This window comes from Blautia marasmi (assembly GCF_900258535.1).
Lineage (GTDB): Bacteria > Bacillota > Clostridia > Lachnospirales > Lachnospiraceae > Blautia > Blautia hominis.
The window spans coordinates 2,113,389-2,130,325 of the sequence record NZ_OIWX01000001.1; the positions used below are offsets into that span (position 1 = coordinate 2,113,389).

Annotated in this window: 5 protein-coding genes; all 5 read right to left on the reverse strand. The window is 43.2% G+C overall.

The annotated features are described in order from the left end of the window. Positions 1 to 28 precede the first annotated feature (28 nt). The 5 genes from C6P39_RS09215 to C6P39_RS09235 all read right to left on the reverse strand — a co-directional run bounded on the left by C6P39_RS09215 (position 29) and on the right by C6P39_RS09235 (position 16,933). Positions 29 to 11,770: a prepilin-type N-terminal cleavage/methylation domain-containing protein gene (locus tag C6P39_RS09215; protein WP_104803569.1), complete on the reverse strand. Its 11,742-nt coding sequence runs from the start codon at positions 11,768 to 11,770 to the stop codon at positions 29 to 31. A 131-nt stretch (positions 11,771 to 11,901) separates the two neighbouring features. Beyond that, positions 11,902 to 12,972, reverse strand: a complete 1,071-nt coding sequence (locus C6P39_RS09220) for a type IV pilus twitching motility protein PilT (RefSeq protein ID WP_278277997.1) — start codon at positions 12,970 to 12,972, stop codon at positions 11,902 to 11,904. A gap of 72 nt (positions 12,973 to 13,044) precedes the next feature. Beyond that, a complete protein-coding gene (locus C6P39_RS09225; protein WP_242987001.1) occupies positions 13,045 to 14,730 on the reverse strand; it encodes a GspE/PulE family protein in 1,686 nt (561 codons plus the stop codon). 8 nt (positions 14,731 to 14,738) lie between these two features. After that, complete coding sequence (locus C6P39_RS09230; protein WP_104803570.1) at positions 14,739 to 15,455, reverse strand: hypothetical protein; 717 nt, start codon at positions 15,453 to 15,455, stop codon at positions 14,739 to 14,741. After that, complete coding sequence (locus C6P39_RS09235) at positions 15,452 to 16,933, reverse strand: type IV pilus biogenesis protein PilM (protein WP_104803571.1); 1,482 nt, start codon at positions 16,931 to 16,933, stop codon at positions 15,452 to 15,454. Before C6P39_RS09235 ends, C6P39_RS09230 begins: the two co-directional genes overlap by 4 nt. Positions 16,934 to 16,937 lie beyond the last annotated feature (4 nt).

Genomic DNA, 16,937 nt, shown 5'->3' on the forward strand with positions numbered 1-16,937 from the left:
TTCTTTTTAACATGCATATAGTATGGTGTTATGAATCCACAGTCTGATACCCTTCCTTAGGTATGGGCAGCACACTTATATCCTCATCATTTACAAATTCAAACTCCTGATTATCTAACTGTACTTTTAGCGATTTTTCTGGAAGAGTTACGGTAAACTCCATTCCATTCTTAACTGTACGGCATTCAAAATAAATATCTGCTGATAAGGCGTAGGCTCCCTCCCCGGAGTCCAACAGTGATACAGGTGCTATATTTATTATCTGATTCTGAGAAAGCAAAACCTCTTTATTCTCCTCATCTCTTAAATACCATACACCGTCATTTCCTTTATATACTTCCAGCCAGGCACCGGATACAGTCTGTATCCGGTACCCTGTTATTTTAGTATCCGTATACTGATCAAACTCCCACTGTATTTTCCGCCCTTCTGCTTCCAGCTCTGTAACAGCCCCTGAAAAGTCTGTAACAATAGCCTTAATTGACACGGCTGACTCATTTGTCCTGACTTCTTCTGCCCGCTGCAGTTTCGGTATCTGCTGAGCATCCGTCCAATCTGACCATTTACTGATTCCCCCGCCGTCTCCATAGATGTAAGCAGCACGCAGAGAAATATAATATACCGTTCCGTTCGTAGGCGCAAACTTTGAATATATCTCATCCTCCAATGTCAGGAGTGTTCTCACATTTGGTCGTATACCTACTCCGTATGAGCTTAAATATCTTATATCCGCTGTATTACCCTGTGAGTCAGTTACCTCAACCTGATATACCAACCAATCCTCTGAATCAGCAGCGAATTGATATGCAACTCCAGAATAGCCGGATGCGGACAACTCGCCTGTAACCCGAGGCCCTTCACCGTAGTCTTGAAGTGAGCATATATTTCTCTCCCAGAAAGACTCATCCATCTTAAATTGATACCAATTAGATATATTAGAACTTTCATATCTTTCTATATTTTCGTCCAACACTACTGACTGAACAGAAACCTGGGCCGTAAACCTGTTAGCATCATCAGTATATTCAAGTACTTTTTCCACATCGGGTAGAATCAGCCTGAAATAAGATGCATTTCCTTCTGAACCTGTTTCCCATTTAAGAATTGTACTGCTTCTGAATATATTGCCTGAACTGTCAGCATCCTGAATTGCTGTTTCCGTTAATGGCAGCTCTACAGCTTCCCCTCCTTCCTGGATTGTTCCAACATAATCTGCCGTTATATCCTGCTTACAAATATGTCCATCATCCTGCATGATTTCAGATCCGAAATCGTTTGAAGAAGAATTACAATAAATATCAAGCTTTCCGTCCTCAGCTGCTTCAAGATAAATCCAATCCGTATCGTATTTGAGATATTCTGTATTTGGATCTATATCCGTTCCTGAAGCTGTATGTACTCTCTGTATTCGGTAACCGTCACCATACTTCTGCGGAGAAAATCTCAGCTCTGTCTGCTCCGCTGGGATATCATTCGGATCATGTTGCTCAAAGCTCCATTCCTCTTCCTCAGCATCATAATATACAAAAGCGGTTTCTTCAGATAGAACAGGCTCCTCTGTCTGTAAACGGGGAATCCGAATCCATTTATAATTAACCGTCCCTTCTGCCGTCTCGTCCTCATCTGTCCACCATGAGCTGATATTACTGTCAGATACACTTCTCATAACAATTTTCAGCCATTTACCTCCATATGCTGTACTCATACCTTTTAATTGATAGGACGCACTGTTAAAGTTACCATCCATTGTTATTTCGTCGCTTTTGCTGATCAATGTCTCAATTGCGCCTGAATTCCAGTATGAATCCGTTTGGTCATCTGTTGGTGCATCCCCAGGACTTCTTCTGTCTGACTCTTCTTCCTGACGATTCTCGTAAACTGCTACCGCTATTTCATATTTACCTTGATAGTAATTATCGTCCGTATCTTCCATAATAAGAGTTATTCCATTTTCCTTGAAATCCTCTTGCGTTACATAGGTATCCGTTCGACCTTCTTCATGATACGCATACTCGGGTCTTCCTATAAGACTTGCCATATCCGGTACGATCAAACGGTCCGGAAGTGTAATTTCCCTGGCAACACCCTGCTGTCCGTCACGATACATTTCAGCATCGTCCCCAGACAATGCACGAACAGATATACTAATTTCCTCATTTCTTTCGTAATCATTTAAATCAAGTAGTTTCTTGATACTACCAGCACCTTTTTCAACATCCAAAACAGGAAACGTCCAGATTTCCGTCAGATTCTTATTCAGTGTTTTCTCGTCCATGTTCCAGGTCAGTAACATACTCTTTTCTACATCTGCTCCGTTGATATTTTCAGTCCACGTATACATCCTGCTGTCCTGCGCAACATCCACTATTTTTACATCTTCCTTACACTCATAAAGCTTCTCTGCCTTATTAAGAGCTTCTTTACATTCCTCCACAGATTCAAATACCAATGCCGCACCTGCATCTGAAGGCCTGACAATAATTTCATAAGACGCCGCTTCTTCCCGTTCTTGTTCAGAAGGCACTGTGCTCCACAGCACATCATAAATCAATGAATTTTTCTGTGTTCCACCCACCCCTTTGTGAAGTGAGACAACCGGTCTGGAAATTTGGCTGAATCTCAGCTTTATAGGATACAGAACCGACGAAGATACCGGAAACTTTTCTGTCTTTTTGTCAATGAGCGTTCCAACTCTAAGTATGGAAATAGAAACCCTCGGATAGTTCCAGACTTCCTCTGTGTCCTCAAATGTATATGTCCAGTACCCTTGCTCATCGGTTTGATAGCTTCCCTTTACATTTTTATCTACTGTTACAGTATCCAGAAGGACATTCACACCGTCAGATGTAATACCTGACAATGCAGCCTCGTATACAGCATCTTCCTCTGCAAACCCTCTATCCCAGATAAAAGTGTATTCCTTACCATTTTCACTGAGTGGATTACTTTCCTCTATGGATGGAACCGGCTGAATCTTCTTTACATAACTTCCTGAGGATACCTTTCCCTCAGACACTCTATACACCTTTTCATCTATCTGCATACTGTAAGTAGATGTGTTAGCCAGCACCGCGCTATAGATGATATCATAGGTTTCATTTGCATTTAAACGAAGAACATATCCGGATGAAAGACCATCCTTTGTAAACACGGCTTGTTCTAATCTTTCACTATCAACCAGCTGCTCACTGCCATCCATATAAGATATCAATTCCGTCTGAGTAATACCGCTCTTTACCGGATGACCATACCAGCAGATAAACGCCTGGTTCTGCCATGGATAGGTTCTCACTGTAATATTTCCGTAATTCAACAAATCCGATGGAAGATCATTCAGATTACTGGTCATAGTCCCACCCAACTGCGTCACATGGGAATTTCCATAAGCCACAGACACATCACAGGTCTTGACATGCTCACCATCAGCATTTTTAAATTGATAATCGCTGATCACCAGTTCAGAATTCATATACAGTTCAGTCTGTTTGCCATCTGCACTGTCCATGGTCACTTGATTATACAGATTGCCTGGACGATCTCCATAGAAGTCGTTAAATTTTGTCACCACATAATCGTTTCCATTCATCTGTTCACCGCCATATAAAGCAGACTGAACAGTTACTCTAATGGATTCTGCATACTTATCATTTTTCTTTGCATAAGTGGTAATTAACTGGTTTTCATTGTGGTTGAACGTAAAACCGGCTGATCTTCCGTCGCTGGTTTTTATCTCATGTTCTTTACCATTGATATTTACTATAACTGTGGTGTCCTTATCTCCCTTGTAATCGTCCTTATTCTCCAATACTGCCACATAGTTATACGTGCCTGTTTTCTCTTCCTTATCATAGGCTTCCAGTTCCAAATGAACCTTTGGTGCGGCTTGAGGCTGCTGTACAACACCTTCTGCTTTTACCCAAGCAGATGTATAATCCTGCAATCTTTCTTTCTCAGGCCCGTAAACAAGTGAATCATAATCCCCAGGTACATACTGTCCACTGACAGATCTGACAAATACTTCAATGGACGCATTATACCAGTTATCAGGTATATTCATTGAGTAGGTCTGGATTCCATAAGATACGGTAATCGGTTCTGTAAAGTATTCCTCCACTACACCATCAGTTCTGGTAACTCTGTATACAATCTGGTCAGCATAATAATCTCTTCCTTTATGAATCCAGCTAAATTTCAGAACGCCCTCCGCATTACTGATATTTACATTGTTCTGTATTCCATCAGGTGTTTCTTTTCCTTTCGTATAATATTCTTTTACCTTTTCATCCACTTCTGCGTATACTTTATACCTGTTCCCCGTTGTTGTCTGAGAAAAATCGTTAAATCCGGATGTGGGATCATATTGAAGTCCGGAAATTTTAAAATGTGAAGAACCAATAGCTTCTGAACCCTGAATAACATATAAACCATCTGCCTTACCAGAAACAGCTTTATGTCCGTATGGAGAATCCGTATCGGATGGTGTATCCATTTCCGGTTCTTTCCATTTCGTACAGGCACTGATACCGCTGATGCTTCCTGTATAATAGGCTGCTGCTTCCAGTTCAGCTCTTCTGTCTTCCAGTTCGTTCTGTACTATCTTCTGTTTTATCAGTAACTCATCATATACCTTTTGTGCATCTTCATACACTCCTTTCTCAGGGCATGCATTGGCTATATCAATATACCAAAGACAGGCATATTCTCTTACAACCCCTTGGCCCTCTGTTACACTTGATATATTAATTTCAATAGACAAAATACTTTTATCTCTATCCAGATATGCTGTCAAATCCTCTTCTAATGCGGCTTTATAAAAACAGCCCTGTGATATTATCTCCTTAGGTTCTGTCGAAGTATCATCTGCATAATGGAAAGTCACTGTATATTTATAAGTACGAATGTTACTATTGTCATTGTTGGCATTTCCAGCCCACAGAATTTTCAGCCCGTCTACCGCTTTCCCTCCCTCGGGCGCTGTAAGGATAATCTGGAATCCTTGTTCTTTTTCTGTCGTCTTCAGAATGCCGCGATTCCATTTTGACTGTTCCAATGATAAATTTTTAAATATGTTATTTATATCTGTGTCTACCGACACCTTACCCTTAGGGCCATATGAAATTTCCCAGTCTGTCTGGTATCTCACCTTTTCATAGGCCTCTTTTGCATCATCGAGTTTTTTCTGATTTTCAACTACATCATTATCTATAGCCTCTTTTTCGGTTTTTGCCGCCTGATAATTTCTTTCTGCTTCATATACAGCATCTGATGTAGAAATATTGTTATCCACTTCCGCAGACGCACTGACCGCATAAATACAAACATTAGTGTTATCTGCTCCGTTTTTATCACTGTCTTCAAATTTTCCGGAAGAAGAGAATTTACCGCTTCGGACTGATACCACCTCCAGTCTGATATCAGATATATCCATATCTCCGCTTAAATCGGTACTCCAATAGGACTTACTGTAAGAGTCTGTTCCATATGAGGTAAAGATGTAAGCCTGATTCGGATCATCTGACCAAGTCCCCTCAGCTGTCAGGAATCTGGCGCTGCTGTTGCATGACACGGTAAACCGATATTTTCTAACCACACCTGCCTCACCGTTATTAGCCCAGAAAACGCCAAAGTTAGTGAGTGCTGGCGAATTTTTAAAATAAAACGCCGCATATTTCTGCTCGCTGGCGGTATTAAAGGCAAATCTGCTCTCATCCAGACTATACAGATTTTCCACCGGATTACCAGTATTTATTGTTCCGCTGTGGTCTACATTTGACAAATACACGCCATCATATTGTGGTGGTTCCGGAATTTCACCGCTCCCCAGATAGTAAGAGTCAAGGATTGTTCCGCCTTCTTTATTGGTAAGATTCTTTTTATTGGTGATACTTATACAATCCTGCATAACCTTATAGTTTGCAGATACGATTCCAGCAAAAGCATCCGATTTAGAGTTACCATAATTACGACAGCGGTAAAAGTAAGCCTCCTCCTTATTTCCACTGGCTGATATCCCGCCTATTGTCCCGCCGGAAATACAGCCTACATTCACACAATCTGTATAGATTACTTTCAGGTCACTATCATTTCCGCTATCTGCGATCCCCGTAATACCGCCTGCACTGCTGCTTCCTGCATCAATATTTCCATAGTTACCGCAATTGTCAAAGACTGCGGAAGTACCTCTATCTGTCCTATAGAAAGAGGCAACCAGACCCGCGCTGCCATTAGAGCCCTTAATTGTCCCATGATTGGTGGAATTTATAAACGTAGCTCCTTTGTATTTAAGCCTGGCAATCAGGCCACCGCTGAGCATACCATTTACAGAGCCATAGTTATGAGCATACTCAATCCTCATAGCATTATTTTCTTTATTCTCCATACGCCCGATCATTCCGCCTGCAGTAACATTAGAGGCCGTAGATGTTGCTGATACTCCTGCATAATTACTCACGTAACGGATATCCTGACCGGATGCACTATACCCTATAATACCACCGGTTCCAGCATCATTGGAATAATACCTAGATATTACAGACCATTTTCGGCCAGTAGAGAGAATATTATCTGCTTCCCCACCAACAACCGCACCTTCCGCCTGATATCCAACAATACCGCCCGTATGGCCGGCATAGTTTTCAATTGTAACACTGGCTGTAGAATTAGTATAATTATCACTGTCCAGCACGGTCCCCAGATTCCACCCTGCAAGCCCGCCGACGTATCCCATAGCCGCGTTCCCATTGGTGTTTCCCGTTTTAATAACGGTTGTCTTCTGTATACCAACAAAGGATCGCATAATAGATGCTGAACTGTTGTTTTTTCCCGCAATGCCTCCAAGATTTACAATATTATCTGCAGAACCATTAGTAAGGAGGCTGCCCTCATAGCTGCAGTCTGATATACTGCTGTTATTGACTCCTGCAATTCCTCCATAGCCGGTATCTGCACCACCCATATCACCGGTTATATTACCATATACGGTGCATGTTGAGATTACACTGTTATTGATCCCCGCAATACCTCCCATATTCGCATAGGTGGCATTATTTCCGGCAAATCCCATCTCAACATTATTGATCACTGCATTTGCTATACTGTTCTTATTATTTCCTGCAATACCTCCTACATTACTGCCGGAAACATATGTATAGGCTTTGCTGTTTTCAACAGCCACAATATCAGACGTCCATTCCAGGGTTCCATTGTTAAATCCCACTACAATTCCTATATTTCCTGCTGAACTGTCAGGTGCATTCGCAACTGTAATATCTCTTACCTCAACATTCTGAATGATACCGTGGTTCACACCGGCAATACCACCTGCGTTTTTCTGGCCTTCAAAATTAATCCCTGCACTGACAGTACTATCCCCAATATAACCTGCATTGCTGCCCGCAATACCACCACAGTCACCATTGGCTGCTGTTACTTCCCCTCGATCATCACATTTTTTAATAATACCGTCCTGCTCATTTACAGATACAATTCCCCCTGCATCTCCCGCTTTTGTAGCGAGAATATATCCCTCATTGTGGCAGCTTAGTACAGAGGATGACAATTCTCCTGCTATTCCCCCGGCTGCACCATTTACTGCTGTAACGGATGATGCGTTCTTTAGATTCACCAGTTCATTAACGCTGTTGCTGCCAACGATACCACCTACAGTCTCATCACCGCTTACACTCCCAGTAAAGGTGAATTTGGATTTTCCTGCACTTGTAAGAATCTGACCGCTGTTAGCTCCAATAAGTCCGCCTGTATACCTTCCCAACGACCCTATAAATGCATAAGCATTCATAAAAACGTCTATAGATCCCTTATCAATCTCTACCTGTAAATCCAATACTCCGTAATTATATCCCGCTACACCCCCTGCATAATTTCCATATGCATTAATGGTTCCATTGAATAAATAGGGTTCTTTAATCACACCATAATTTTCAGCTGCAATACCACCTACATATGTATTACCAGTTATTGTTTTTCCCTCTGTAAAATTACAATTCTGAATTAAACCGTCACCTTTATTTAATCCCGCAATACCGCCTACAAAACTTTTATCTGAACTTCCAATACTGGATACATAACAGTCCTCAATAGTGCCGTCATTAATTTCACAGATTCCACCAAGATAAGTTCCATCCGTAGTAACATCACCCACATCCAAATTTCTGCAGTTTATAACCTGTACGTTTTTCCCCACCTTGCCAATAATTCCACCTGCATAAGAATAGTCCGCATCCGGTCGATCCTCATTTTCATCAGGATTCTGTATTGTTTTCCTTGCCTCCACAGGTGTCTTGTTGATTACTCCGCTGATGGTAAGACATGTGTCTTCCGCATTATATCCCACAACGCCCCCCACATAAACATCTGCAGCAAGGCTGCCGAAACGAATTTGCTGAATTGTCTCTTCCTCTGTACCGATAATTGTTAATCTGGCATCTGTCGGCTCTGTTTTTATATCACCAAAACTATCTACAAATTCTTCCAGGCTTTTATTCTCTGCCAAATCAAGGATCGTGTCTACCACATAATCTACATACTGTATCCCTTGTTCCAGACTTCCTCCAATAATCAAGTTATACCCGATAAATCCTCCTGCAAAGGCATCCGCATCTACATTCCCCAGGAAATTATCAGAGTTGAATTCCGTATAGATATCTTCATCAGACACTATGATATTACCGCCAATTGTACCACTCACACAATATTTTCCCGTAATCTCATTTGGATTTGATTCTATTATTTGCCCTGCAAGAAGAGATTTTGATACATTTATCCCTGCAAATCCTCCTACAAATGTACCGGTTCCTTTAATATGTCCTCCAGTAAGAGCATAATTATTAACTTCTGCATCTACATCATTATAACCTACGATTCCGCCCACATAGTTTTTTCCAGTGATATAACAGACTAGTGAAATCCTGTCATCACTGCTGATCAGCCCTGATAACGTATTAGTATCTGCAGTGATAACTCCATTATTGTAACCTGAAATCCCCCCTGCATAATCTCCTTTAAGGCTGCTGGCATCTGTTATATCCTGCGCAGTTTCATCGGCCACAACTTCGCTTGTGCAATTTTCCACAATGCCTGTATTGAGGCCCGTGATACCGCCCACATAGTTTTTTCTGGCTGCAACAATACCTCTATTGATCCAGTTACTGACTATCTTTGACTCATCTCTTTTAAAGGAAGGAACGGGAACTTTCTCTGCATCCTCTAGGTCATCCGGATTCAAAACTCCCGTATTGGCACCGCAAATCCCCCCAACATAAGAATCACCGATAACATTTGTTTCATTTATCCCTTTATTTCCATCAAGTGCTATGGTAGAACTTTCATTATACCCTACAATACCGCCTACATACTGATATCCAAAGATATATCCTTCCTGATTTTTTTCCTTTTCTGTATTACAGTCAATAATCAGACTGTCTCTGTTATATCCCACAATTCCGCCTACATAAACACCATTTAGTTCTTTAGTCAGCTTCTCTTTATTTTCTTCTTTAAACAGGTCTTCGTCATCATCGATTATGTACTGCGGAGAACTTTTGCATTCTTTAATCTGTAGGCTGTCCTCATGAGATGTATTATTATTACACAGTCCTATAATACCGCCTATGTATTTTGCAGAAGCTGCATCTGTACCTTTTTCGGGATTAAAGGGCTCCGCCTGTACCACACCATAATTTTCACATTTCTCTACTATGACTTTTCTGGTGCCAGTTACAGAAATTTGTCCGATTATGCCTCCCACATACCTTTTACCAGTCACTTCAGCTCTATTTACCAGATTCTTGTATTCTGCTTTTGCCTTAAGGGTCTCAGCTCCGGTAATACCTCCTACATCTGACTTTCCTACAATCGTACTTGGATTGTTTTCTGCATCAGAATTATTAACTGTAAGCTGATCAAGAACACCGTCATTTTCTCCGCAAAAAGCTCCTACAGAATTTGTCCCTTTGACTTCAATCTGATCCAGCGAAACATTTTTCATTTTACCGTTATTGGTAACAAACAAGCCTGTGGGACCATTATCTTTATTTTTAATCTTACCCAATACCGTCTCAGTCCCATAGACTGCTGATTTGCTGTTCGCCTTCTCCTCTATTGTAAGACCACTCACGGTATACGCCTTATCCCCGCGGCTCTCTAGTACAGAATTACTGTTCAGACGGCAGATGGATGGAAACGCCGTTTTTTTATCCTGTAACGCCTTCACCGCTGCCGTATCAGACGTGACATTTTCAGTCCTATATGTATTATCCGTATCATATAGACTTCCACCCGTAATAAACTGTTTCCAGTTTATATTCTGCGTTAATTCATATACATTATAAATCACTTCCGGCTTTGCCTCTTTTGCCAGTAAATCCTCACGGTACCGGATATTATACAAGTGTCTTGCATTTGAAACGGCATATGTATATGTCAGACTATTGTCATTATTATCTACTGATTTGTATGAATAAAAATATGTATTCGTGCTGTTGCTCTGTTTCCTTGCAGTAGGCTTATAGTATGTCCCTAATCCCTTTACTGTACAATAAATATCCTCGGTATCTACCCCGAACCTTTTAAAGCTGTATGTATCTCTAAATATTTCATACACATCAGAAGAGGACTTTAATTCATCCGCTGTGATTAAATCCATTGCTCCGTTATAATATGTAGTGGTTGCACTTAAGTCAGCCGCATCAAGAACCATTCTGACGGTCTCATTTTCTTCCATCCACACAAGAAATGGGTACTCTCTTGTATCCAGTTGTTTGCCATCATTTCCATATCGGGTCACCTTACAGATGATTGGTTTTAAATTTACTGACTCCTTATTTAAAAGCTTTGTTCCATCCAGCTGAATAACAAGCTTTTTGTTTTTTGTCTCTTTGTCACATACTCCTATCTCGTAAGTCATGGCATTAATAGATTCTTTAACTTTATTAATACGGAATGACAGATTCAGGGTATCCTCATTATTCAGTTTTACATCTGTAATAGATGGTTTTTGTACCTTGGTGGTAGTGGCTTTTGAGAGCGTATCCACACCAAAATATCCCACCATCCGTTTTTTACGCACACTGGTAGTACGGTCGGATATATCCACCAAACCGCTGTCGCTGCTGTTGCTCAGATCATACTCAAATGTCCTGTTTTTATTGCTATATAGTACAGCAAAAACCTGCCCGTCATCCGGAGTAAATTCTACACAGACTGACGCATTGAGAATGGAGGGATCATACAGATATGGAAGAAGCAAGTCGTACAAAGCTTCTATCTCTTTATCTATTTTCTGCCTTTCTCCATTTTGATATTCCTGATATATTTTATAGGTATCCGCGTCCCCCATCAGATAACACACATCGTCCCGATACCTGTCCTTATCTGTTTTTTCTTTGCTTTCAGGCCATACCTTATCCAAATCATATTTATCTCCATCCGTATCCCGGAGGCTTTCAACATCTACAACTTTAACATGATTCCCATCTTCTGATACTGCTTCCTGCAGTTCCCCCAACTGCCCATTGGCACTATACTCATTCAAATGATTCTGCGCCGCACTAAACAAAGTCTTCGCATACTCATTCTGCTCCTTAAACTGCGACCACCGGATCCACGTCATCACGCCAAACACTGCCCCTCCAGCCAGTATCAGCACAATACAAATGACCACAATAAGTTCAACCAGCGTATATCCACCCTGGTTTCTGTTCCTGTCTTTTCTATTTTTGTCAATCTTCCTGTACAATACCCCTTTTTCCATATAATCCACTCATTCCTTATTCAAGCCCACATCTGGTATCCCTGCAGAAAAGGTTGTCAATACAAATACACACACTGCTTCTGCCAGTCAACTACCGGACTGCCCGCACCGGCTGCCGGCCGGACATGGTCCTAGAAATACTGCTCCAAATCCCTTTTATCATTAGTATACTGGACCGCCGTCTCCTTTGTTATATACCCTTCCCGCACAAGTCTCATCATATCCATATTCAGCGTATGCATACCCGAAGCACCGCCTGACTGCATCATACTGCTCATCTGATGACTCTTATTCTCACGGATCAGATTTGTTATGGCATCTGTGCCCAGAAGGATCTCCGTTCCGGCAATTCTTCCTCTGCCATCCGGTACAGGCATCAGACACTGGGTGATTACCCCCTTTAAGACTCCCGCAAGCTGTGTCCTTGCCTGGTTCTGGCTTCCTGTGGGACACGCATCGATCACACGCTCGATAGTCTGTGCCGCACCTGTGGTATGGAGCGTTGACAGCACCAGATGTCCTGTCTCAGCCGCAGTCAGTGCAGCCATGATAGTCTCATAGTCACGCATCTCTCCCACCAGGATAATATCAGGGTCCTCACGCAGTGCACTTCGCAGCGCGGATGCAAAATCAATCACATCTCTGCCTGTCTCTCTCTGATGTATCAGAGCCATTTTACTCTCATACGTGTACTCCACCGGGTCTTCTATGGTAATGATATGCTCTGCCCTTGTCTGATTAATATGTTCGATCATTGCCGCCAATGTGGTTGACTTACCGCTTCCCGTAGGGCCTGTGACCAAGATCAGTCCCCTTGGCTCTTCTGCCAGTTTATATAAAAGCTGCGGCATATGCAGCTCTTCCAGCGTGGGAATATGGTTATTCAGCAGTCGTATTGTGGCCGCAATCTTCCCCTGCTGCCGGAATACATTCACCCTCTGCCTGTTGTGGTCCGGTGTCTCCAGCGCAAAATCAATATCATACCCTTCTGCCAGACGCTCCTTCTGTCTCTCATCCAAAAGGCCATACAGCATAAGCTCTGTCTCATGGTCATCTGGCTGTGCCAGCGTCTGTTCCAGCTTTCCGTGAACACGCATCATAAGCGGCATTCCCGCAGAAATATGAAGGTCAGAAGCATTCTCTTCCCTTCCCATCATTATCAGTTGATTCAGATCATACATTTCCTTGCCCTCCATTTTCATTTCTGCCAAAATCCTGTTCTGCATTTCACGGTCAGCATATACACTGACCGGACAACCGCCTGTTTCCGTCCTCTATTTGTAATAGGCTACCTTTTTCAGTTCTTCCACACTTGTAATCCCCTCCCGGACCATACTCAGCCCGGCATCCTTCAGTGTCTTCATATTTTGCTTCTCAACAGCATAATCCTGTATGGCCTCCGCAGAAGCTCCCTCCATGATCATCTTCCGGACAGTCCTGTCGATCATCAGCACTTCATGGATCGCGATCCTTCCTCTATATCCCGTATAGTTGCACTGCGGACATCCCTTAGGGTGCATGATCTTTTTAATCTCCGGTCCTACGATCAGCCGCTCCTCCGCAGTGGGAATCGTCTCCTCCCCGCAGTCGGGACATATCTTCCTCATAAGTCTCTGGGCAATGATCCCCACCAGAGAGTTAGCAACCATGTATGACTGCAGTCCCATATCCTCCAATCTGATGATAGAAGACGAGGCATCATTGGTATGGAGCGTTGAAAATACCAGATGGCCTGTAATTGCCGAACGTACGGAGATGGACGCAGTCTCCACATCCCTGGTCTCACCTACCATGATAATATCAGGGTCCTGACGGAGCAAAGCCCGCAGGCCGATCTCAAAGGTCAGCCCTGCCTGATTGTTTACCTGCATCTGGTTGATCTTAGGCAGGTTCTTCTCCACCGGGTCCTCTATGGTGGAAATATTCACTGCACGTTTGGACAGCTCTGTAAGTATCATATACAGAGTGGTGGTTTTTCCGGAACCTGTAGGTCCTGTAAAATAAATGATCCCATTGGGAGACCCCAGCATACTCTTCAATTTCTTGTAATCATCCTCGTGCATACCAAAGGTTTCCGGATAATCTATATTGGAGTTATTGGCAAGCAGTCTGAGCACGGCCTTTTCTCCAAATACCGTGGGGATCACAGACACTCGGATATTCACATATTCTCCTGCCACTCTCATTCTGAAATGTCCGTCCTGGGGAACTCTCCGCTCTGCAATATCCATGTTGCCTAAAATCTTGATCCTTGCGATCAAAGACGCATGCAGATTTTTCTGCAGTGTCACAAATTCTACGATCACACCGTCAATACGCATACGGACCGTGGTCTTATCCTCAAACGGTTCGATATGGATATCTGACGCATTTGTATTATACGCCCTGTCTATCAAACGGCTGAGCAGATTGATAATAGGAGTGTCATCATCCCCCTCCTCCTCAATATCAAACTCATCCGTGAGCGCCAGATCCTCAAACTGTTCATTTGCCACGCTTGCGGCTTTTCTGGCCTCAACCTCACTGTAGTAATAACCAATAGCATTTTTCAGGCTGCTGCGGCCGCTGAGACAGATTTCAAGCTGCATACCGGTGAGCTGACGGATATCTTCAATCGCATAGAAATTAAGCGGGTCATACAACACGATGGTCAGTACACCCTCCGCCTGCTTTACAGCCAGCATCTCATATTTTTCTGCCAGCTGCCTGGGGATCTTCTGTACAGCCTCCACATCCACCTCTATTGTGGAAATGTCTATGATCCGCACCTGCAGAAGAGTAGAAAGCGCTTCCAAAAGCTGCTCCTCCGAAATAAATCCCATATCCGTCAGGGCAGCTCCCAGACGTACCCCTTTATGCTCTTTCTGATAAGCCAGGGCTGCACTTATCTGTTCCTCCGTGACATATCCGTATTCTTTTAAAACGTCTCCGATACGAACATTTCTGATATTATTGTCCATGATAACTCCTACTGCTCCTCAGCCTCACTGTTTCCTTCTGTCCCGGTTTCTGCCTCCATATTTTCAAGAGCTTCGCCTAAAAGCCGCTCCTGCACATACATTTCTACATCCTGGTACATATATATTTCAACCGACATACTCAATGTATATTCACTGCTGCCTTCCTTCTGGTTTTTCTGCCATGAAAAATCAGTCACCCTCTGTCTGGGCTGCTGGCTGACGGTGACATCCAGCATGGACTGCAGATTTTCCCTGGAACCTGTCATATTCATCGTAAGACTGGCTGTATACATGCCGTCAAAAGGTGTCTCCTCACTGTTTTCCTGCTCCGCACCGAATACAATGTCTCCGTAATTCAGGATCTTGGTATATGCTGTAAAGTCAGGCATTTTAATATCCATATCCGAGACTTGAATGCCGCAGTCTACCGCCGTATTTGTCATCATACGGTCAATTTCCACACTTTTCATCACAGGGTAGTACTTTTCCTGCATGGCAGCCAGCTCTGTTTCCGCTTTTTCCATCCTGTTTTTCATACCAGGCAGTGCTGTCACTTTCATTTCTTTCTCCTGCTTTTCCACCTCTGCCTCTGCGATCTCTTCACCCAGCTTCTGCGTATTTTCCATCAGGGGCATCAGGACCCCTGCAATCAGGCCAAACACAATCAGAAATACGGCCAATACCAGCAATATTTTTTTGTCTCTCTCCGTTACTTTAAGTGTCATTCTCCTGCTACCTCCTGCTGCACCGGAGCCATTGTGCAGTTCACTTTCACACTCCAGTCTCCATCCTGATTCTGTGAGTATCCGGTGTAATCCACAGACGCAAAGATCTCCTCTTCCATAAGCAGCGCGATAAACTGGTTGATCTGCTCCACATCCCCTGCACTGGTATTAAAGCTCAGTATTCCCGTTGTGGAATCATAGGAACTGATCTGCGCAGATACCAGGCCCTCTGCACAGGAGGCGATGATATTTTCCACTGTGCTGTCCACAAGAGGATATTCCCCCAGCTCTATGCCCAGGGATTCCATACCTGTGTGGATGGCTGAAATGGCTGACATTCTTTCCTGGGCTGCATCGTATTCCTGACACGCTTCAAGGACAGAATCGCTTTGATTGTAATCCTGCAATGTTTTTAATTCACTGGTCAGCATGATCTTTCTCACCAGCAGCACAAGGGATACCAGGACCAATACGCCTATAACCGCCCCCACCGGAACCGTGATCTTTCTTCTGGCTTTTCTTTTCTCTATCTGCTCCGGAGTGTATTTAATCTGAGCCGCCACATTTGTTTTCGGGTCTGTCTTCAGCATTCCGCCAATGGCCAGCGCAAAATTGGCAAAGCTGATATATGGGTCATTGGTCTTGGCATATGTAAAATGTTTGCTGCTTTCCAATTTTTCCACACCCAGATCCGGATTGATCTGGGCTATACTGTCCTCATAAACAAGGCAGTCCTCATCCGACAATCCCGCAACATACACATCTGTAATCTTCTGCGGTATATTCTGTGCCTTTGCAAACTGGATCAGATTGCTGACAGCCCTGGCCGTCTCCACCGCATATCCGGGTGTCCCCGGCTCTGAAAAAAGTCTCTTTTTGTTAAATGTCTCATATCTGCCTTCAACTAAGAGGGCATTGGTTAAGTTCATCTCATCCACAAATTGGACAATACAAGTTTTTCCTCTGAGCTGCTCCATCTTATCCAAAAGCCGTATCATGGAACCATTGGCACATTCAATCCCGGACAGCTTCACACCCAGTTTCGCAAACAGCTCAACAAACTGTATGGCATAATCCCTGGGTGCTGCCATGGCAAATACCTGCCGTATCTTTGCCTTTTTATCTCCCCCATTCAACGGGAAATAGCCGTAAACCGGACTGGAGATCCTCCCCACATCCGTAAATTCACGGCTCAGGTATTCCATCATTTTCTTTTCGTTCAGCATCGGTACCTGCACCACTTTTGCAGTAAACTGATTGCTGTCCAGCACCAGATACACATCTTTTTTTGGAAGATTCTGCACCTCCCACTGTTCCCGCAGCAGCTCAAGCAGGCTTTCTTCATCCACAATGGACCCGTTCACCAGACATCCTGTGGTGTCAATTGTATAATACATCCCCCGGATACTCACTTTTCCGGAGGCATAATCCCCTGTCACTATCCTTATGTATTTATTCGATAAATATACGGTCAGCATGTTG